This window comes from Bizionia gelidisalsuginis, assembly GCF_008086185.1.
GTDB lineage: Bacteria > Bacteroidota > Bacteroidia > Flavobacteriales > Flavobacteriaceae > Bizionia > Bizionia saleffrena.
Genome location: NZ_VSKN01000002.1, coordinates 72121 through 92736 on the forward strand (window position 1 = coordinate 72121; position 20616 = coordinate 92736).

General features: G+C 35.9%; 15 protein-coding genes. 2 read left to right on the top strand and 13 right to left on the bottom strand.

Going from position 1 to position 20616, the window contains the following annotated elements:
• Positions 1 to 62 precede the first annotated feature (62 nt).
• The 3 genes from ES677_RS02345 to mnmA all read right to left on the bottom strand — a co-directional run bounded on the left by ES677_RS02345 (position 63) and on the right by mnmA (position 3916).
• Positions 63 to 1004, bottom strand: a complete 942-nt coding sequence (locus tag ES677_RS02345) for an NAD(P)H-dependent flavin oxidoreductase (protein WP_148380321.1) — start codon at positions 1002 to 1004, stop codon at positions 63 to 65.
• An 85-nt stretch (positions 1005 to 1089) separates the two neighbouring features.
• On the bottom strand, positions 1090 to 2703 hold the full coding sequence (locus tag ES677_RS02350) for a S8 family serine peptidase (protein WP_148380322.1): 1614 nt from the start codon (positions 2701 to 2703) through the stop codon (positions 1090 to 1092).
• 22 nt (positions 2704 to 2725) lie between these two features.
• Entirely contained in the window at positions 2726 to 3916 is a 1191-nt protein-coding gene (gene mnmA / locus ES677_RS02355) for a tRNA 2-thiouridine(34) synthase MnmA (RefSeq protein ID WP_148380323.1), read from the bottom strand.
• A 182-nt stretch (positions 3917 to 4098) separates the two neighbouring features.
• Here mnmA and ES677_RS02360 point away from each other — a divergent pair, with 182 nt between their 5' ends.
• On the top strand, positions 4099 to 5517 hold the full coding sequence (locus tag ES677_RS02360) for a fasciclin domain-containing protein (RefSeq protein ID WP_148380324.1): 1419 nt from the start codon (positions 4099 to 4101) through the stop codon (positions 5515 to 5517).
• Positions 5518 to 5639: 122 nt separating this feature from the next.
• On the opposite strand, the gene ES677_RS02365 is transcribed toward ES677_RS02360, so the two are convergent.
• The 9 genes from ES677_RS02365 to bshC form a co-directional block, all read right to left on the bottom strand.
• The gene (locus ES677_RS02365) at positions 5640 to 6347 is read right to left on the bottom strand and encodes a toxin-antitoxin system YwqK family antitoxin (protein WP_148380325.1); all 708 of its coding nucleotides are present in this window, start codon (positions 6345 to 6347) and stop codon (positions 5640 to 5642) included.
• Positions 6348 to 6441: 94 nt separating this feature from the next.
• On the bottom strand, positions 6442 to 8349 hold the full coding sequence (gene yidC, locus ES677_RS02370) for a membrane protein insertase YidC (protein ID WP_148380326.1): 1908 nt from the start codon (positions 8347 to 8349) through the stop codon (positions 6442 to 6444).
• A gap of 101 nt (positions 8350 to 8450) precedes the next feature.
• Positions 8451 to 10073 (bottom strand): CTP synthase, encoded by a 1623-nt coding sequence (locus ES677_RS02375; RefSeq protein WP_148368092.1) that lies wholly within the window; start codon positions 10071 to 10073, stop codon positions 8451 to 8453.
• A 66-nt stretch (positions 10074 to 10139) separates the two neighbouring features.
• Complete coding sequence (locus tag ES677_RS02380) at positions 10140 to 10376, bottom strand: DUF3820 family protein (protein ID WP_148368093.1); 237 nt, start codon at positions 10374 to 10376, stop codon at positions 10140 to 10142.
• A 1-nt stretch (position 10377) separates the two neighbouring features.
• Positions 10378 to 10914 carry a DUF922 domain-containing protein gene (locus tag ES677_RS02385; protein ID WP_148380327.1) on the bottom strand — a complete coding sequence of 179 codons (537 nt, stop codon included), beginning with the start codon at positions 10912 to 10914 and terminating at the stop codon, positions 10378 to 10380.
• A 42-nt stretch (positions 10915 to 10956) separates the two neighbouring features.
• Positions 10957 to 12960, bottom strand: coding sequence for a LysM peptidoglycan-binding domain-containing protein (locus ES677_RS02390; RefSeq protein WP_148380328.1), 2004 nt, complete (start codon positions 12958 to 12960; stop codon positions 10957 to 10959).
• Positions 12961 to 13129: 169 nt separating this feature from the next.
• Positions 13130 to 14665, bottom strand: coding sequence for a glutamine-hydrolyzing GMP synthase (gene guaA, locus ES677_RS02395; protein ID WP_148380329.1), 1536 nt, complete (start codon positions 14663 to 14665; stop codon positions 13130 to 13132).
• 51 nt (positions 14666 to 14716) lie between these two features.
• Positions 14717 to 16087, bottom strand: coding sequence for a pyridoxal phosphate-dependent decarboxylase family protein (locus tag ES677_RS02400; protein WP_148380330.1), 1371 nt, complete (start codon positions 16085 to 16087; stop codon positions 14717 to 14719).
• A gap of 4 nt (positions 16088 to 16091) precedes the next feature.
• On the bottom strand, positions 16092 to 17693 hold the full coding sequence (gene bshC, locus ES677_RS02405; RefSeq protein WP_148380331.1) for a bacillithiol biosynthesis cysteine-adding enzyme BshC: 1602 nt from the start codon (positions 17691 to 17693) through the stop codon (positions 16092 to 16094).
• Positions 17694 to 17819: 126 nt separating this feature from the next.
• Here bshC and ES677_RS02410 point away from each other — a divergent pair, with 126 nt between their 5' ends.
• The gene (locus ES677_RS02410; protein ID WP_148380332.1) at positions 17820 to 19091 is read left to right on the top strand and encodes a carboxypeptidase-like regulatory domain-containing protein; all 1272 of its coding nucleotides are present in this window, start codon (positions 17820 to 17822) and stop codon (positions 19089 to 19091) included.
• 46 nt (positions 19092 to 19137) lie between these two features.
• Here the strand turns inward: ES677_RS02410 and rimO are convergent, their stop codons facing one another.
• Complete coding sequence (rimO, locus tag ES677_RS02415; RefSeq protein ID WP_148380333.1) at positions 19138 to 20442, bottom strand: 30S ribosomal protein S12 methylthiotransferase RimO; 1305 nt, start codon at positions 20440 to 20442, stop codon at positions 19138 to 19140.
• Between the last annotated feature and the right edge of the window lie 174 nt (positions 20443 to 20616).

Below are 20616 nucleotides of genomic sequence, written 5' to 3' on the forward strand. Positions count from 1 at the left end.
AGTGATAATAAACAGAGATTTTAGCACTATAATTTAACGTTATCTATAAATCGTTGTTCACATTATAAATTAATAACGTTAGCTTTAGCTTTTTCGAATTCTGCAACCATATCTTCTACAATGGTTGCTACTGGTTTAATATCGTGAATGAGTCCTGATATTTGACCTATTTCTAATTCACCATCCTCTAAGTCTCCTTCAAACATTCCTTTTTTAGCTCGAGCACGCCCTAACAGTTTTACTAAATCGTCTACCGATGGCGAGGATTTATACAATTCTTGAAGCTCGTTATAAAACTTATTTTTTATTAATCGTACGGGTGCTAATTCTTTTAACGTTAATTGCGTATCGCCTTCTTTAGCAGTGACCACAACCTCTTTAAATTTTTGATGTGCTGACGATTCTTCGCTGGCCACAAAACGACTTCCCACTTGTACAGCGTCGGCACCAAGTACCATACACGCCAACATTGCCTTACCAGAAGCAATACCGCCAGCGGCAATTAACGGAATTTGTAACTGTTCTTTCACCATTGGTATTAGCGTTAGCGTTGTTGTTTCATCACGACCATTATGTCCGCCGGCTTCAAAACCTTCGGCTACAATAGCATCGACACCCGCCTCTTGAGATTTTAATGCAAATTTTACGCTGCTTACCACGTGCACAACAGTAATACCGCGTTCTTGTAACCATTTGGTCCACGTTTTAGGATTTCCCGCCGATGTAAAAACAATCTTTACCCCTTCCTCCACTATAATATCCATTATTTCGGTAATGTTGGGGTACAACATTGGCACGTTAACTCCAAACGGTTTATCGGTAGCTTTTTTACATTTCTGAATGTGTTCGCGTAACACTTCCGGATACATACTTCCAGCACCTATAAGTCCTAAAATCCCTGAATTACTCGCTGCTGAAGCTAATTTCCAGCCGCTATTCCAAATCATCCCTGCTTGAATTATTGGATACTTTATATTAAATAGTTGTGTGATTCTATTTTCCAAATCTATAGTTTTTTAGTATTATGATTGTGTTCTATGATGGCATAAACCGCTGAAAAAAAAGGTGATTATAGCATAATGCTTCAGCTTAATTAATTATTAGTTTGATTGTTTTTGAATAGGTTTCAGCTTCAATTTTTAATAGATACATTCCTTTAGAAAACTGTTCGACATTCAATTTTGATTGTGTTGTATTTATTTTAGCATCTAAAACCTTTCTTCCCAAAACACTATAAAGTTTAATCTGTGCTTTTTTAATTTCGGTAGGTAATTTAACGAACACAGTGTGCTTTGCAGGATTAGGATACAACTGAATTTTTGAGGTATTGAAGGTCACTTCTTCCACCGATAATCCGGTTTGTAAAGCCAAAGACAAATCGGGAATACCATACCCTAAAAAATAATCGGGAGTAGTGTATTGCGATGCCGATTCTCGAACCAACTGCATTATTTCGGCATTGGTTAGATTGGGCAATGCTTCCCATAAACACACCAAACCACCCGCTAAAATAGGCGAACTAAATGAGGTTCCGTTTGCTGTAGATAGGCCACCGCTTTCATTAATAACATAACTGGCCTGCCCTTGTGCAACAACGTCTGGTTTTAATGTGGGCTGAAACGTACTTCCTACCGAACTAAAACTCGCATACGTACCGTCGGCTTTTACGGCGCCAATAGTAAATACACCAGCAGCATCGGCGGGAGCAGCTATTCCGTTAGCCCCCGAATTTCCAGCAGAAGTTACGAGCAACATTCCTTTCTCGAACGCAATATTTGCGCCTTTTGTAATGTAGGTCGTATTACCGTCTAAGTCGGCATTGGTATGAGAATAATTAGGATTATCGTAGGTTTTATAGCCTAAAGAGGTATTTATAACATCGACACCTAAACTGTCGGCGCGTTCGGCGGCTTCTACCCACAAACTTTCTTCAATAGGGTTTTCGGTGGGTGCATTTTCAGAAATAAATAAATAATAACTCGCGTCTGGCGCTGTACCTACAAAAGTATTTTCGACGTAACCTGCCATATCACTAAATACTAAGGTACCGTGGTTACTCGTTGTATTGGTGTACACATCGGTATCGCGGTTTACGAAATCGTAAGTTCCCAAAATGTTTCCAGCGTTACGAACACGATCAAAACCGGGATTGGTATCCACACTCGGGAAACCAGCATCGATAACCGCAACGGTTTTACCTGATCCCGTATAATTGGCCAAATGCAAATCGTCACCATTAAACATTTCAATTTGATTGGCTGCATCACCATAATTAAAGGTCGTACTGCCACTTTCTAATTCAAATTTATTTACGATTGTTTCAACACTCGCCCCCTTAGCGTTCAAATTATTATCTGCAAAAATAATAACATCCACAAAAGGAAGGGTAGACACTACATTAATATCGGTTTCTAGGCCGCGAACGTGAACGGCATTAAACCATTTTGATTTTGCCAAAACAGTAATTCCTGATTGATTTTTTAATTGTGAAATATAATTTTCGTTAACAGGGACATCTCTTTCATCGATACCAATAGAGTGCGCCGCTTTACGATCGATAGCCTTTTGCGTTAAAATAGAAATAGGATTTGCTATAGACGTGGCTACATTCTCCTTATCTGTTAAATACACCCAAGCATCTTCTTGCGCATAAATACACAGTTGAAAACATAAAAAAGTAAGGACTAGTAATTTGTTTTTCATAAGACTACAGTTAGACTGCAATTTATGAAATAACTCCCGAACCTACTAATTCGTCTTCTAAATACCAGGCTACAAATTGCCCTTCGGTGATGGCAGATTGTTTATTTTCAAATTCAACATATAAGCCAGCATCGACCTTATGTAAAGTCGCTTTTTCTAAAGCTTGACGGTAACGAATTCTTGCTGAGACCTCTAAAGTTCCCCCCGATAGTAATTGTAAATCTTCACGTACCCAATGCAATTCTTCATTCGTTACAAATAAGGCTCTTTTGTATAATCCAGGATGTTTTTTACCCTGACCCGTATAAATTGTATTGGTATCTACGTCGGTATCGATAACGAATAACGGTTCTACTTTTCCGCCAACCGATAAGCCTTTACGTTGACCTTTAGTAAAATAATGAGCCCCTTGATGGGTTCCTACAATTTCGCCGTCGGTTTCTGAATAGTTTATTTTACGTGATAGATATTCAAGTTCTTCTACTTTAGAGCTGAAGTTGTTTCTCGTGTCTGTATACTCAGAAAATAATTCCGGAATTTCAATAATCTGACCTTGTTTAGGCTTTAATTTCTGTTGAAGAAATTCTGGCAATCTTACTTTTCCTATAAAACATAACCCTTGAGAGTCTTTTTTATCGGCCGTAATTAAATCGGCTTCTGCCGCAATAGCTCTTACTTCTGGCTTTTGTAATTCGCCAATAGGAAATATCGCTTTTGCTAACTGCTCTTGAGATAATTGACATAAGAAATACGACTGATCCTTATTATTATCTTTTCCGGCCAGTAATTTATAGGTTTCCTTTCCGTTTTCTATAAGCGTTCCTTTACGGCAATAATGACCAGTTGCAACATAATCTGCACCGAGATCTAAAGCAATTTTCATAAACACATCGAACTTAATCTCTCGATTACACAACACGTCTGGATTTGGCGTTCTTCCCTTTTCATATTCGTTAAACATATAATCTACAATACGCTCTTTGTATTGCGTGCTTAAATCTACCGTTTGAAAAGGAATTCCTAATTTTTCAGCAACTAACATCGCGTCGTTGCTATCGTCTAACCACGGACAATCATCAGAAATCGTTACAGAATCGTCGTGCCAGTTTTTCATAAATAGCCCAATAACCTCATACCCTTGTTCTTTTAACAAGTAGGCTGTTACACTAGAATCGACGCCACCTGAAAGCCCTACTATTACTCTTTTTTTCATTGTCCTTTTTTATCGCTGCAAAGATACTAACATTTTTGCTATTATGTGTCCCCTTAACACTCAGCAAACCGAAACACTAAGCAACTAAAAAACAATAAGTTAAAAATAATTTAACATAAATTTTAGTTATTTTGTTTAATGTTTTATTAATTTAGCTAAACAAAACAAAGAAATTAATTATTATGAAAACAATCAAAAAATCACCTTTACTGTATGTGCTTGTTGTTTTATTATTTTGGTCGTGTAATAGCGACGATGACAATAGCGCACCACTAAATCAAAATCCAGAAACAGGACTAAACATTGTTCAAACGGCGCAAGCTAATGCTAATTTAAGCAGTTTAGTCGCCGCAGTTATAGAAGCTAATTTGGACGTTACACTAAGCGGTTCAGGACCTTTTACAGTATTAGCGCCAAGCAATGCTGCTTTCGCCGAATTTTTGTCGGCAAACGGATGGGCGACAGTAGCAGATATTCCTGATACGGCTTTAGAACAAACGTTGTTAAATCACGTTATTTCAGGCACAATTACATCTTCAGATCTTGTAGGATTGGGAGCAGGATATACCAGCACGTTGGCTACAGGAGCTGGAGATAATGCAATGAGCTTGTATTTTGAAACTTCTTCTGGGGTCTTGTTTAATAATGTATCTACTGTAACAACAGCCGATGTAGAAGCTACAAATGGCATAATTCACGTGGTTGATAAAGTTATTACCTTACCTAGTGTTGTAGAGCACGCAGCGGCAAACACAAATTTTTCAAGTTTAGTTACGGCATTAGGCGCTGCCGATGGCGAATTAGTAAACGTACTAAGTGGTGTTGGACCATTTACGATATTGGCACCAGCTAATGATGCTTTTACAACGTATTTAAACGGAACAGCTTTAGCCGACGTACCCACAGATGTCTTATCTCAATTATTATTAAATCATGTAATTAATGGAGAATTATCTTCTACACTATTATCAGATTTAGGAAGTGGATACTCTAATACTAATGCCACAGGAGCTGGTAGCAACGCAATGAGTATTTATTACACGACAAATAATAATGTTATGTTTAACGGATCAGCGACTGTTACTACTGCCGATGTTATAGGAACAAACGGAATTATTCACGCGGTAGACACCGTTATTGAATTACCAACTTTAGCAACTTTTGCGACTTCAAACCCTGCATTATCGAGCTTAGTAGCTGCTTTGCAATTAGCGGATTCTGGAACGCCTACAGTACCTTATATAGCAACCCTATCTGATGCCACAAGTGGACCATTCACTGTGTTCGCACCAACAAACGATGCTTTTGCAGATGTACTTTTAGAATTAGATCCCTCAGGAAACACCACTCTAGCCGATGTCGATCCAGTAACTGTTGATGCCATTTTAACTTATCACATTGTTAATGCCAATGTACAATCGTCTCAATTAGTATCTGGAACTGTGACAACTTTAGGTGGAGATATTACGGCTAATGCCGGAACATTTACGTTAACAGATGCCAATTTAAGAGTGAGTACTATAATTCCAACATTAATAGATATACAAGCAACAAACGGAGTAGCCCATGCTATTGATACCGTTATTTTACCACCTCAATAATATTTAGATTACGACTAATAGCTAAAAACCCGCTTTTACATTAGCTTGTAAAAGCGGGTTTTTTATGTTTTAAAAAGGTGTGAAACCACAAGTCTTTTATATTATATTTAATAGAATGTTGCCTATTTTTGTTTGCTCTTATAAAGGTTCTGACTGCGTTTTGTAAAGTCTTTTTCTTTTACCAATTTCCCGTTTTCATAATACTTCCAAATGCCGTGTTTTAAATCGTTTCTATAAACACCTTCCATTGTAACATTCCCTTTAGAATCGTAAGATTTAGAAGGTCCGTCGAGAGCTCCATTTGTATAATTAAATAAACGAATTAGTGTGCCTTTGTCTGAAAACCACTGCGACACGCCATTTAAAACACCGCCTTTAAAAAGAGCTTGTTCTGCGATGCTTCCGGTTTTATAATACGTTTTCTTTTCACCTTCAATTTCGCCGTCGTCGTTATACACCTCTTCCATCATTACTTCACCACCATTGTTATGAAAATAAACCCATTCTCCTATTTGGATCTTATTTTTCATAACCCCTTTACTCACAATGTTTTTATTCCCATCGTAAAAAGTAACCTGAACGACATCATTATTCGGATTAAATTCTCGTGTCACTGAAAGCACCGCTCTTCCATCTACGTTTTTATAGAATTTAAAAGTTCCTAATTCTTTACCATGGTTAAATTCGCCTTCGTAACGTAAGATCTCGGATCCTTCATAATTTTTTGTCCATTTACCATGACGCGCTCCCTGATTATCAAATTGATTAATATCTTGAGCCGAAACAAAGACTGAAAAGGAACAAAAAATAAGTATAAATATAGTTTTCATAAAAACAGTAACGTTTAGATTGGTTGTTTTAGTATTAAAAAAAAAAGCTGCCTATCTTAACATTAAGAGGCAGCTTTTATAATTTTGAAAAATATTACTTTTTCTTATTTTTGTTTTGAGCACTTTTCTGTTGTTCTGCCTGCTCCATCATGTCTTTCATTTTCTTTTGAAAACGATTTTCTTTCTTAGGATTCTTTTTCTTCACTTGAATTTTAGCGTGAATTTTATTCTCATCTAAAACATAGTTCTTTATCACTAATAAAATACCAATACTAATAAGGTTAGAGACGAAGTAATATAAACTTAATCCTGACGCGTATTGGTTAAAGAAAATCATCATCATAATCGGAGCAAAATAGATCATGTATTTCATCATCTTCTGCATATCTGGCATCCCTTCTTGCGTTGGTGCAGACATAGTTTGTTGCCCAGTAGTTAACTTCATATAGAAGAAAATTGCAATTGCTGCTAAAATCGGGAATAAACTTACGTGATCACCATATAATGGGATATGAAAAGGCAACTCGGCGATAACATCGTAAGATGATAAATCGTCTGCCCAAAGAAAACTTTTTTGACGTAATGCAAAAGCCGTTGGAAAGAACATAAACAAGGCGTAAAATACTGGCATTTGAATTAATGCGGGTAAACACCCTGCTAACGGACTCGCACCTGCTTTATTTTGAAGTGCCATAGTTTCTTGTTGCATCTTCATTTTATTGTCTTTATACTTCTCGCGAATCGCATCTAATTCTGGTTTTAACACCTTCATTTTCATTTGCGATAAGTATTGTTTGTATTGCACAAAAGACATCGCTAATTTTATCAATATGGTCATTACAATAATAGCAACACCGTAAGGAAATATACCAGATAGGAAACCGAATAATGGAATAAACAAGTATTTGTTAATCCAACCAAAAATACCCCATCCTAAAGGTATACTTTTTTCCAGTCCTTTTTCGGCGGATTTTAAGGCCTTTACTTCTGTTGGCCCGTAATAGAAACCAAAGTTTTCGTTAAACTCATTTCCGCTTAATTCTAAGGCCGTTTTTGTGTTATACGCTTTGGTAAAAACAGTATCTATTTCTTCGTCTTGAACTAAGTTTCTAGACGTTATAGCTACTTTTTTAAACGCTTTATCGTTCGTTAAAATAGAACTAAAAAAATGCTGTCTGTAAGATAACCAGTCTACATCTTCTTCAATTTCGCTATCCTCATCGCTCTGTCCTAACTTTTCGATATTACCATCTAATTGGTACGTTAAACGGGTGTAACGATTTTCGTAAGCAATACTTTGGTCATGACGAATTGCTTTTAAACTCCAATCTAAATTAACTTCTTGCGCGCTGTTAATAACATCGTTTAACCCTTGAGATTTAACCGTGAAATCTATTAAATAATTATCGGGTTTAATAATGTATCTATATTCTAAAAACTTACTTTCAGAAACCTTCAGCTTCATAGATACCACCGTGTTTTCACCACTGCGGGTTACTTTAGGTTGAAATACTAAATCTTTTGTATTTAAAATGCGGTTGTCTGTTGTTCCAAAATTAATATTGAAAGACGCATTCTTATCTTTTACTAAATAGATAGGAATAGAATCGTAGTTGACGAACTTATTAAGTTTTACCTCAGAAATTTGTCCCCCTTTCGTATCGAATGTAATGGTTAAAAGATCTGTTTTAACTATAGGATTATCTGTATTTGCTGCTTGTGAAGCAGAATAGGCAAACGCACCAAATTTATTTTTTAAAGCTACTGTTTTTAAAGAATCTGGAAGCGTTTCTAATTGAGTGTCTGCAAACTCTTCAGTTTTAGAATTCTCTATTAAAGCATTTTGTTGTATTTTTTCAGCTTCAATTTGCTCTTGTTTAGCTTGCTCTTGTGCTGCTACTTCCTCATCACTTGGCTTACTTTGCCAAAGCATAAATAATAAAATTCCGAATATAATAATGAATCCTATTATCGATTTTAAGTCTAATTTTTTTTCTTCCATTTTAATATATTTAGACATTTAGCCCATTCAAGCTAAAACAATCTATTCGCTCTTTATAGTCAAAAATATGACCGTTAATGTATTTGTGCCAATGTGGCGTATTACTTTTTCTTCTTTGCTGTATGGTACTTTTTAGCAGCCATTACAAACGCCATAAATAAAGGATGTGGATTTGCTACTGTACTTTTATATTCTGGGTGATATTGTACACCAATAAACCAAGGATGGTTAGGCAGTTCTATAATTTCCACCAATTTAGTTTCAGGATTAAATCCTGTGGCAATCATTCCTGCAGCTTCAATTTGCGCTTTAAAATCACTGTTAAATTCGTAACGGTGTCGGTGACGTTCTTTAATCACTTTCTGCTTATAAACAGAACGTGCCAATGTATTCTCCAGCAATTCACAATCCCACTGTCCTAAACGCATCGTTCCCCCTTTTTCGGTAACGCTTTTTTGTTCTTCCATTAAATTGATGACTGGATACTTAGTATTTATATCCATTTCTGTAGAATTAGCATCTTTAAACCCTAAAACATTTCTTGAAAATTCAATTACCGCCATTTGCATTCCTAAACAAATTCCTAAAAAGGGAATATTATTCTCTCTTACATATTTTATGGCTTCTATTTTACCGTTAATACCACGCTCTCCAAATCCCGGAGCGACCAAGGCTCCATCTAAATGCGATAGTTTTAGTTTAATGTTATCTTCATTTAAATACTCAGAATGGATACACTCCACATTTACTTTAACTTCATTTTCTGCTCCCGCGTGAATAAAGGCCTCTAAAATAGATTTATAAGAATCTTGTAATTCTACATATTTACCAATTAAACCAATGGTAACTTCACTTTTAGGATTTTTATGACGTTTTAAAAAGGCGTTCCAATGTTTTAAATCTGGCGTTTCACTTTTTAAATCTAATTTCTTTAATACTATTTTATCCAAGCCTTGCTCCAGCATTAAATTAGGAACATCGTAAATTGTTTTCGCATCGATAGACTGTATAACAGAATCTTGCGTTACGTTACAAAAACGCGCTAATTTAACACGTAAGTCTTGCGGTAATTCGTGCTCGGTACGACACACCAAAATATCTGCCTGCACACCGCTTTCCATTAAGGTTTTAACACTGTGCTGGGTCGGTTTTGTTTTCAACTCTCCGGCAGCCGCTAAGTAGGGCACTAACGTTAAGTGAATAACAAGCGCGTTGTGATCTCCCAAATCCCACTTTAATTGTCTTACTGCTTCTATGTATGGTAAAGATTCGATATCACCTACTGTTCCACCTATTTCTGTGATCACGATATCGAAATCGCCTGAGTTTCCCAAAATTTGGATACGGCTTTTTATTTCGTCTGTAATATGAGGAATAATTTGAACTGTTTTACCTAAAAATTCGCCACGACGCTCTTTGTCGATTACGCTTTGGTAAATACGTCCTGTCGTTACGTTATTGGCTTGACTGGTAGGAACATTCAAAAAGCGCTCGTAATGCCCTAAATCTAGATCTGTTTCTGCCCCATCGTCGGTAACATAACATTCCCCGTGTTCGTATGGGTTTAATGTGCCTGGATCTATATTTATATAAGGGTCTAATTTTTGAATTGTAGTCCTATACCCTTGAGCTTGAAGTAATTTTGCTAAGGAAGCTGCAATGATTCCTTTTCCTAAAGAAGAGCTTACTCCTCCTGTTACGAATATGTATTTTGTTGTTGCCATAGTGCGTTGTTAAACGCGAGCAAATTTACAATATTAAGTTGATAAAATTAATCTTTAATGATTTATTTATTTTGGAAAATTTCGCTGTATGTTTCTTACAATATTCTCGAGTCCGTTAAGCTTTAATGTGTAAACAGTCTCCAACATTTGCCCTAATTTCCCTTTAGGAAAACCTTTGGTATTGTACCACACCACGTAGTATTCTGGTAAATCTATTAAATAACGATCTTTATATTTACCGTAAGGCATTTTGGTATGCGCCAATTGAATTAGAAATTTTTTATCAGGTTGTAGAGCTTCCATTTTATGGGGTTTTAAATGCGGATTGATTTTTTAATGCTGAAGCCACGTAATTTGACCAAAATAATTGTCCTTTTTTATCGATTGAGAAGTTACTCTCATCATCGTATTTAAGTTGGGTGATTTCTAAAGTCTTATTTATAGCGTCGTGTAGCATTTGAAGCTCCTTTACAATAGTATTTGAAGGTTTTAGCTGCTGTACTTGTGCTCTAAAATAGCGGGCGTGTAGTTCGGTAATGTCAAAATGAAGTTGTTCGTGCGCCAAGATATGATCTGTAACACTTTCTTTTTTGCACCAAGAATGTTCTGGATAAAAATCGGCCGAAATATCAACTTTAAATCCAACTATCTGATTATCTCTTTTATTCACCGAATACTTAAAACTTAAACCAGCCGCCGTTACGGCAGCTGCTTTTGTGTTATAACTTGGCTTCCCCTTAAAATCCGTCCACGATAATTTATAATCTTCAGACCACGACATCGTTTTGGTATCGCTATATAACATAGTAATACAAGCAAATATTAAAATATATTTAAACATAACCGATCGCTTTTAAATTATAAATCGTGCGTGGAGATTAACTTATTGCTTAACCTCTTCTATCTTTAAATTGTTATAATGCACAATGTAAACGGCGTCATTAAAATACCCTCCAAATAATTTCTTTTTATATGAAAACTTACTTTCTACGTGTTTAGTTAAAGGCGCATCGTTAACAGATAAATATAAATCGTCTGAAGTTAATAAGCGTAAAGCAACATCCATAGTCACATCAAAACCTCTTACTACATAAGCATTTGGTGTTAAACCATATTGCTTTTCGTAGGTGCGTACAAAGCTATTATTTTCATCTTCATTAACCACTTTAGAGACTGCTGGATACGTGAATTTTAAATTAGATAAGTGATAGTTAGAGACTATATCTGCTTCAAAAGGTTTATTCTGTCCAGAAGTTGCTAACGTAATTTCTCTTTTATCAGAATCGTTTAAAGAGTTTAAAATACTCGTTACGTTAGATATAAATCCTGAATTATCGGTTTCTAAAAACACCACATTTTTCCCCGGTTTTAAGGCTTTAATAATATCTTGGTCGAAAATATAAAAAGCGTCCTTTCCTGTCTTTTTATCGTTGCGCGAACTTACTGAAGAGGCACCAATAAATTCAGTTTTTAACGTATTAGCTTTCGCTCGGTGTTTTTGATCGGATACGAAAACAAAGTTAGTTGCCGGTTGATTTTTGAAATGATGAATAATTGCTTTTTCTAAATCGGCATCTGAAGCTCTAGACTGAAACACATTACTGCCTAAAGTTACCGTTTTGGTAATTGGAGAGACAACGGCAACCGTATCGTTCCTTAGGGCTGAAGCAACCGTATTAAAGTTCTTCGGCATTAGCGGTCCAATTACAGCATCGGTATTTTTAAAGTTGTTATTATCTAAAATAGAAAGCAATTCGCTATGCATATTCTTTGTATCGAAAACAGTCACTTTAAGATTAGCACCTAACTTTTTAAGGGAATCTAAAGCGATTAACGCTCCAGAATAAAAATCTAACGAGATACTTAAGGTTTTATCGTTTTTGATTAATTCTTTTGTATCGGCAGTATCTACATCCATTTTATGTAATCTAAAAGGAAGCATAATCGCTATTTCCTTCACCCCTGCTTTATTAACACCCAACTGCGATGCTAAATTCGTGCTTAATAACTCGTTTCCTGGCATTGGAATGCTTTCAGAATTATTTTCGGCAGCCAAACTTCTATCGTATGGCACTTTAAGCACCATTCCTTCCTTTAAACCCGTTTCAGCTAACCCTGGATTTAATTGCTCTAACACCGCTTGGTCTAATCCGGTTTTCACCTTTAATCTGTAAAATCCTTCTTTTGGCAAAACAGTATAATAACTATATTTTTCATCGACATTCTTAATCGCTTTCGTTTTAAGATTCGGAACTTTTATAGTTTCTCCAGGTTGCAGAATTTCTGGTAAACCGGGATTTAAATCTTCTAACTCTTTAACCGTAATATCATATTTGTAAGCGATTCGCCATTTTCCTTCTTTAGGCTGCACCACATAAGTATTTGTAGTCTCTGATGTGTTTTTTTCAGTCTCCACATTGGTGTTGGTTCTACCCTCTTCACCACCTACAGTTTCAGCAACTTTTTTAAGAACAGGAATTTGTAACTCGTCCCCTTTTCTTAAATTATTAGCATATAAAAAGGTATTGTATTTTTTAATTTCAGCTTGCGGAATATTGTAAGTTTTAGATAAGCTATATAGCGTTTCTTTTCGTTTTACTTTGTGTGAAATAAACTTTTCAACTTCATTGACTACGGCAACATTTCGAATAGGGCTACTAATTAAAGTGCCCTCTTTCGGAATTATTAAAACGGTATTGCTTTTTAATCCTTTTCTCGCGTCTGGATTTAATCCTAAGATAGCAGGAACAGACACTTTATAGTGTTTCGAAATACTTTCTAAGGTTTCTCCAGAAGTCACTTTATGTGTGGAATAGTCTTGTCCTTGCAATGAAGAACATCCTAAAAAACTCAATGCTATTAATGCTGTAACTATTATTTTTCTCATATACTTATTATACTTTAAAAACTACTATACTAACAACTTAACCTTCTTTCTCATTTTAATAATAGAGTTCAAAATGAAGCAAAAGAAAGCGCGCTCTTTAAGATAACGCGCTTACTAATACGATTGTTATAATTAGTCTCTTTAAACGCTATAAAACACGTTTTAATATTTATTCCCACTCAATTGTTGCTGGTGGCTTAGAACTAATATCGTAAACCACTCGGTTTACACCTTTTACTTTATTAATAATGTCGTTAGATGTTTTTTGCAAAAACTCGTAAGGTAAATTTACCCAATCCGCGGTCATTCCATCTGTACTTTCTACAGCACGTAAAGCGACACATTTTTCGTAGGTACGTTCATCGCCCATTACACCAACACTATTTACTGGTAATAGTATTGCACCCGCTTGCCATACTTTATCGTATAACCCTGCGTTTTTTAACCCGTTAATAAAAACGGCATCTACCTCCTGCAATAACCTTACTTTTTCGGGCGTAATATCTCCCAAAATACGAATGGCTAAACCTGGCCCAGGAAAAGGATGACGCCCTAATAAGGCTTTATCCATTCCCATTGAAGCACCTACGCGACGCACTTCGTCTTTAAATAATGCTTTTAATGGTTCAGCAATTTTAAGTTTCATAAAGTCGGGCAATCCGCCAACATTATGGTGACTCTTAATGGTTACACTTGGTCCACCAGTTGCCGATACACTTTCTATAATATCGGGGTAAATAGTACCTTGCGCTAACCATTTTACATCTTGAATTTGGTGCGCTTCGTCGTCGAAAACTTCAATAAACACACGACCGATAGCTTTACGCTTTAATTCTGGATCACTAATTCCTGCTAGCGCATCCAAAAAGCGTGCCGAAGCATCTACCCCTTTTACATTTAAGCCCATACCTTTGTATTGTTCTAATACGTCGGTGTACTCGTTTTTACGAAGTAGTCCATTATTTACAAAAATACAGTATAGATTTTCTCCAATAGCTTTATGCAATAACATCGCGGCTACACTAGAATCTACTCCACCCGAAAGCCCTAAAACCACCTTATCGTTTCCAATTTGTGCTTGAAGTTTGGCGACCGTTTCTTCCACAAAACTATCTGGTGTCCAATCTGGATTTAACTTCGCAATATGAATTAAGAAATTTTCTAATAATTGTTTTCCATCAGTAGTATGATACACTTCTGGGTGAAACTGAATAGCGTACGTCTCTTCACCTTTTATTTTATACGCCGCATTTTTAACGTCTTCGGTACTTGCTAAAAGCTCGCCATTTTCTGGAAGACTTTTAATAGTATCGCTATGACTCATCCAAACTTGACTGCCTTTTTGTATGTTTTTAAAAAATGTTTCTCCTTCCTTAACATAACTCAAATGCGCTCTACCATATTCTCTTGTGTCTGAAGGGGCTACCTCTCCACCTGAAAAATGGGCTAAATATTGAGCGCCATAACACACTGCTAACAGTGGCTTTTTGGCTCTAATCTCTGCTAAATCTGGATGAAAAGCTTCCACCGATCTTACAGACATTGGGCTACCAGAAAGTATGACCGCTTTATATTCTGAGACGTTTTTTGGAATTTTGTTAAATGGGTGTATTTCAGAATAGATGTTAAGTTCTCTAACTCTACGCGCAATAAGTTGTGTGTATTGCGATCCGAAATCTAATATTAATACCTTGTCGTGTTGCATGTGCAAAAATACTATTTAATTATAAAAAAATAAATGATACTCTAATAAAAATTAGTGCATCGAGTTTAATATTAATTCTATGTCTTTTTCTGTGGTGTCTGGATTGATAAAACAAAAGCGCGAAACGGTCTCGTAAGTATCGCCTGTTTTATATTTTGTTGGTGTAACTAAAGCAAACCCTTTTCGATGGTTTTCGTAAGTCCATTCCGTGTAATCTTCTGGCTCCCATCCTATTCTTCTGTATAAAACACACGATAAGCTTGGCGCTCTAACGAGTTCAACATCTGGATGTGCTTCAATCATTTTACCAGCTATTTGCGCTAATTCTAGTCCGCGTTCTACAGCTTTTTTATATCTATCCACACCGTGCATTGCTAAAGAAAACCATAAAGGCAATCCACGAACACGACGTGTTAATTGTATTTGGTAGTCGGCAGGATTAAACCCATGCGCACCTTCATCCTTAAAAATATCTAAATAAGAACCTTGTTGAGAGTGTGCATTTTTTGCTAATTGCGGCTCTCTGTAAATTACCGCTCCACAATCGTAAGGTGAAAACATCCATTTATGGGGGTCGATCGTAATACTATTGGCTCTTTCAATACCATTAAATAAGTGTCTTACAGAATCGGCTACTAAAGCGCCTCCGCCGTAAGCTGCATCCACGTGAAACCATAAATTTTCATCTTCACAGACTTGAGCGATCCCCTCTAAATCGTCAATAATCCCTGCATTGGTAGTTCCTCCAGTAGCTACAATAGCAAATAAGCGTTGGCGCTCTGTAATGGATAATTCTGAAATAGTTTGCTGTAAACTACCGCCTTGAAGTGCCTCCTCAGATTCCACTAAAAGTACGTCGACATCAATAACTTTCGCCATAGCTTTTACCGAAGAATGAGCACCGCTAGAGGTAATCATTAATCCTTTTCTACCTCTATTGCTTTCGTTTTCACGCCAATGTTCGCGAGCCGTAACTAAAGCCGACAGGTTTGCTGCTGTTCCGCCGCTAGTAAAAACGCCAAACGCCCCTTCTGGCAATCCCGTTAAGGAAACCATCCAGTGCATTGCTTCGTTTTCACAATAAATACCACCGGCGCCTTCCATCCAATATGCGCCATGAATACTCGACGCCGAAGTGACTAAATCGAACATTATTGCGGCTTTCGTTGGTGCCGCCGGAACAAACGCTAAATTTCTAGGGTGATCGACCGGTACATTTGCTGCGGCCAAATGCTGTTTCCATAAATTAAAGGCATTTTCGCCTCCAATTCCTTTATCGGTGATAGTTTCGCCAACTAATTTTTTTAATTCTTCAGCTTTTAAGGGTTTCCCTATTTTTCTGTCTGTTGCCGAAATACGATCTATGGCATATTTCATAACATCCATAGTCATTTCGACTAATCCTAAATCTATTTTGTGCATTTTTTTACAATTCTAATATTACGAAATTGTCGTTTAAAGGGTGAAGTTCTTGAAGGAGTTTCGGGATTAATGTATCGCCGAACTCTTCATATAACTGTGAAAAATTTGTAATTCTTTCTTGTAAATTTTCATTCGGGAATAACTCATTTTGAATCGCTGTTGCTCTTGAAATAGCATCTTTCAATTTGCGTTTTTGAGCAGTAAGTAATCGTTTTTCTAAATGTTGCAATCCGTTAATTTGTTTCTTTTCTTGTGCAGAGACAGCACCAACAAAAGACTTATCGGTGTGTTCGGCTACCGCATACAACTCTTTAAACTGTGTTTTTAAAAGCTGAATTTGCTCAGAAAAATCAATTTCAATATTCGATATTTCGCGCACACGCTTGTTTATAAAAGTATTGCGTTTTAAGAATAAATCTTGATTAGAAATAGCCAATTGCTGTTGCTTTTTAGATTGATTTACGGTTTTTATTACTGCCGAATTACGCATTAATAGCATTGGAAAAACAACCCCATTAGCTTTAAAATTATCATGTAACTGAAACCAATACGCTAATTCTCCCCCACCACCAATGTAACATAAATTTGGCAAAATAACTTCTTGATATAACGGACGTAAAATAACGTTGGGACTAAAATGCTCTGGATGTGTATCGACCTCCTTCAACAATTCCTCTTCCGTCCAACAAAGCTGAGTATTTAGCGCTTTATAACTGTCATTTTCAAAAATAATACGCTCCCGTACATTTTTTATGTTGTAGAATAAATTAATCTCTCTAGGAGTAACCTGAAGAGTATAATCGCTATCAACGGCACTCAAAGCCCCACTTGTTTTAGTCACTTCTTGAAAAGCGGTTTGCTTTAATAATTCTTGTTTTATATAAGGGGCAAACTCTTGCTTTAACGTTTTAGAATTAGCATCAATAATAACCAATCCGTAATCTTTAAATAATTCATTTGCAAGAAAACGGGTCGCCTCTGCTAAATTATCGTGCTCTAAATACGCTTTTTTAAAGAGATCGCGAAGCGTATTTGCGTTATCACCCAAACCTAATTCTTTAGAAAACAGGTTAAAAACAGGTTCTAAACCTTCAGTATTTAATTCTCCAACAGCACCGGAAGCGTCTTTATTCCATCGAATTTTTTTTCCATTGAAATTAAAATAATTGATTTCTTCAAAATCGTGATCTTCCGTTGCCATCCAGTAAACAGGCACAACATTGGCTTTAGGATATTCGGTTTTTAATTCTTTGGCCAAATTAATAGTCGATACAATTTTATATAGAAAATATAGCGGTCCCGTAAATAAATTAAGCTGATGCCCCGTCGTTACCGTAAACGTATTATTCTCTCTTAAAGCTGCTATGTTTTCTGAAACGGCAGACGTCGTTTCTGTATTTTTATATTGCGATTGGAGAGCATTTGCCAACACCAATCGTGTTTCGTTAGAAATTGTTTTTTGTTTCGCTTCCATTTGAAGCTTAAAATTTTCAAGTTTCGGAAAGTTATTATAAAACGGTCGAAGTTCTTCTTTTTCAGAAAGATAATCACCGATTAGTTTAGAAAAAAAACCGGTATCTTTAAATGAAATATAGTCTGTTGGCATAGTCAATATCAATTCTCCAACAAAGATAAGGCTCTTTGCATAAAGTCAGCTCTTAAAATTTGTATAAAAGATTACGAATGGAAAGCGTTTTTTTCGTAATTTATGAAGTGAAAAAATACTATTGTTATGAAAGTTCAACAATTTAAAGCGCGCCGCAATAAAGCGATAAAAATTCTCTTTTTTTTATTTTTAGTAGTCTGTATAAGCAGTGTGCAAGCTCAAAATATAGACACTATAAAAGGTGAAATTATAGACGCTCAAACCGACAACCCTATACCGCTAGCACGATTGCAGTTAAACATTTCGAATATTAGTACCGTGTCCAATTCCGAAGGTGTTTTTACTTTAAAATATCCTTCTGAAGCTACTCAAAACTTTGTTACCATTACTGCTTTAGGCTACAATAAACGAGTGATTACGATTGCCGATTTACAAGAAGACTTTACGACCATAAAATTAGACGTTTCTCCTACCGTTTTAGCTCAAGTTGATATAAACACCCCAAATAATGCTAGAAATTTAGTCAAAAAAATGTTATCATTAAAGGATGAAAATTATTTTAATAATGAAGTGATTATGACCGGTTTTTATAGAGAAACCATTAAGCGCCGAAATAGAAATGCGTCTTTATCTGAAGCTGTGGTGTCTATTTATAAAGAACCCTACACGAGTTATAAACAAGATGATATAACGCTTATAAAAGCTCGTAAACAAACTAATTACGCTAGACTGGATACTGTGGCTTTAAAACTTCAAGGCGGCCCTTATAGTGCGCTACATACCGACATAGTAAAATATTCTGAGTATGTTTTTAATGAAAACAATTTAGACAGTTATAACTTTTCATTCGAAAAATCAACACAAATTAATAACAATTTAGTCTATGTAGTCGCTTTTAAACAAAAAGAAAATAATACAGACGCTTTGTATTACGGCAAACTCTACATCGATGCCAATAGCTTCGCACTAACGCGTTCGGCTTTTAACTTAAATGTAGAAAACAGAGTACAGGCGACTAATCTATTCATTATTAAAAAACCACGAAAAGCTGTTGTGTACCCTACCGAAGCGGCATACGTTGTTCATTATAAAAATGACAATAACAAATGGCAGTTTGCGTATAGTAAGATAACATTAGCTTTTAAAGTAAAATGGAAAAACAGAATTTTTAATACCCGCTATACTTTACAAAGTGAAATGGCCATTACGAATTGGAAAGACAACACCGCTAAAAGCACGCTTAAAAACAGAGACAAGCTTAAAACAAATGCTATTTTACAAGATGAAGCGTCAGGATTTTCGGAACCCGATTTTTGGGGCAAATACAATATTATAGAACCCGATAAATCTATAGAGTACGCCATTAATAAAATTAATAAAGAACAAAAAAAAGAGTAATCTAATGGCTTAGATTACTCTTTAATACTATAGTGTTCAACGCGTTTTAGCTTACCACATCGGCATACAAATCAAAATCTGCAGCTTCGGTAATTTTAACCCGTGCAAACTCTCCCGTCTTTAAATACACTTTAGACGCGTTAATTAACACCTCATTATCTACATCTGGCGAATCGAATTCGGTACGCCCCACAAAGTAATCCCCTTCTTTTCTATCGATAACCACCTTTAATTCTTGTCCGATTTTCTCTTGATTCAATTCCCAAGAAATTTGAGATTGAATTTCCATAATTTCATTAGCACGGTCTTGCTTTACATCTTCCGGCACATCATCTTCTAAATTAAAAGCGTGTGTGTTTTCTTCGTGAGAATAGGTGAAACAGCCCATACGCTCAAAACGCATTTCGCGAACCCAGTCTCTAAGTTCTTCGAAATCTTCTTGTGTTTCTCCTGGATACCCCACTATTAAAGTGGTACGAATAGTCATTCCTGGTACGGTTTCTCTAAACGCTTTTAACAAATTTGTCGTTTTTTCCTTGGTCGTACCACGACGCATACTCTTTAAAATAGAGTCGGTAATATGTTGTAAAGGTATATCTATATAGTTACAGATTTTAGGCTCACGATTCATTAAATCTAAGACATCCATAGGGAATCCTGTTGGAAATGCATAGTGTAAACGAATCCACTCAATACCTTCAACTTTCACTAAGTTTTCTAACAGCTCAGCTAAATTTCGTTTCTTATAAATATCTAATCCGTAGTAGGTTAAATCTTGCGCAATCAAAATCAATTCTTTAACCCCGTTTGCTGCAAGCTTTTCAGCTTCAACAACCAAATTTTCTATAGGTGTACTTTTATGTTTTCCTCTCATTAAAGGAATCGCACAAAAACTACATGGTCTATCGCACCCTTCGGCAATTTTTAAATAGGCATAGTTTTTAGGGGTGGTCGTTAAACGTTCTCCTATTAATTCGTGCTTATAATCGGCACCCAATGCTTTTAATAATCCTGGAAGTTCTGTGGTACCAAAATACTGATCTACGTTCGGGATTTCCTTTTGTAAATCTGGTTTATAGCGCTCAGATAAACAACCGGTAACAAATACTTTATCTACTTCGCCATCTTCCTTTTTTTGCATGTACTCTAAAATAGTATTGACACTCTCTTCTTTGGCATTATTTATAAAACCACAAGTGTTAATAACCACAATATTTCCTTCCTCTTCATGCACCACATCTTTTCCGCTCGCTTTTAACTGTCCCATTAAAACCTCGCTGTCGTATACATTTTTGCTACAACCAAGAGTGATCACATTGATTTTGTTCTTCTTAAGTGATTTAGTACGCATATAATAATTTTGGATTGCAAAGATACAACGATATTTAAACCTTTTCGATGTTTTAAGATTTAAAACAAAATAGCACTTTGCAGACGTTTATTTTTTTTATTTTGGAGTGCCTTTGCCACACTTCCGACAGCTTTTTTTGACCGAAATATCTTCAGTTGCCCTAATATTGCTATT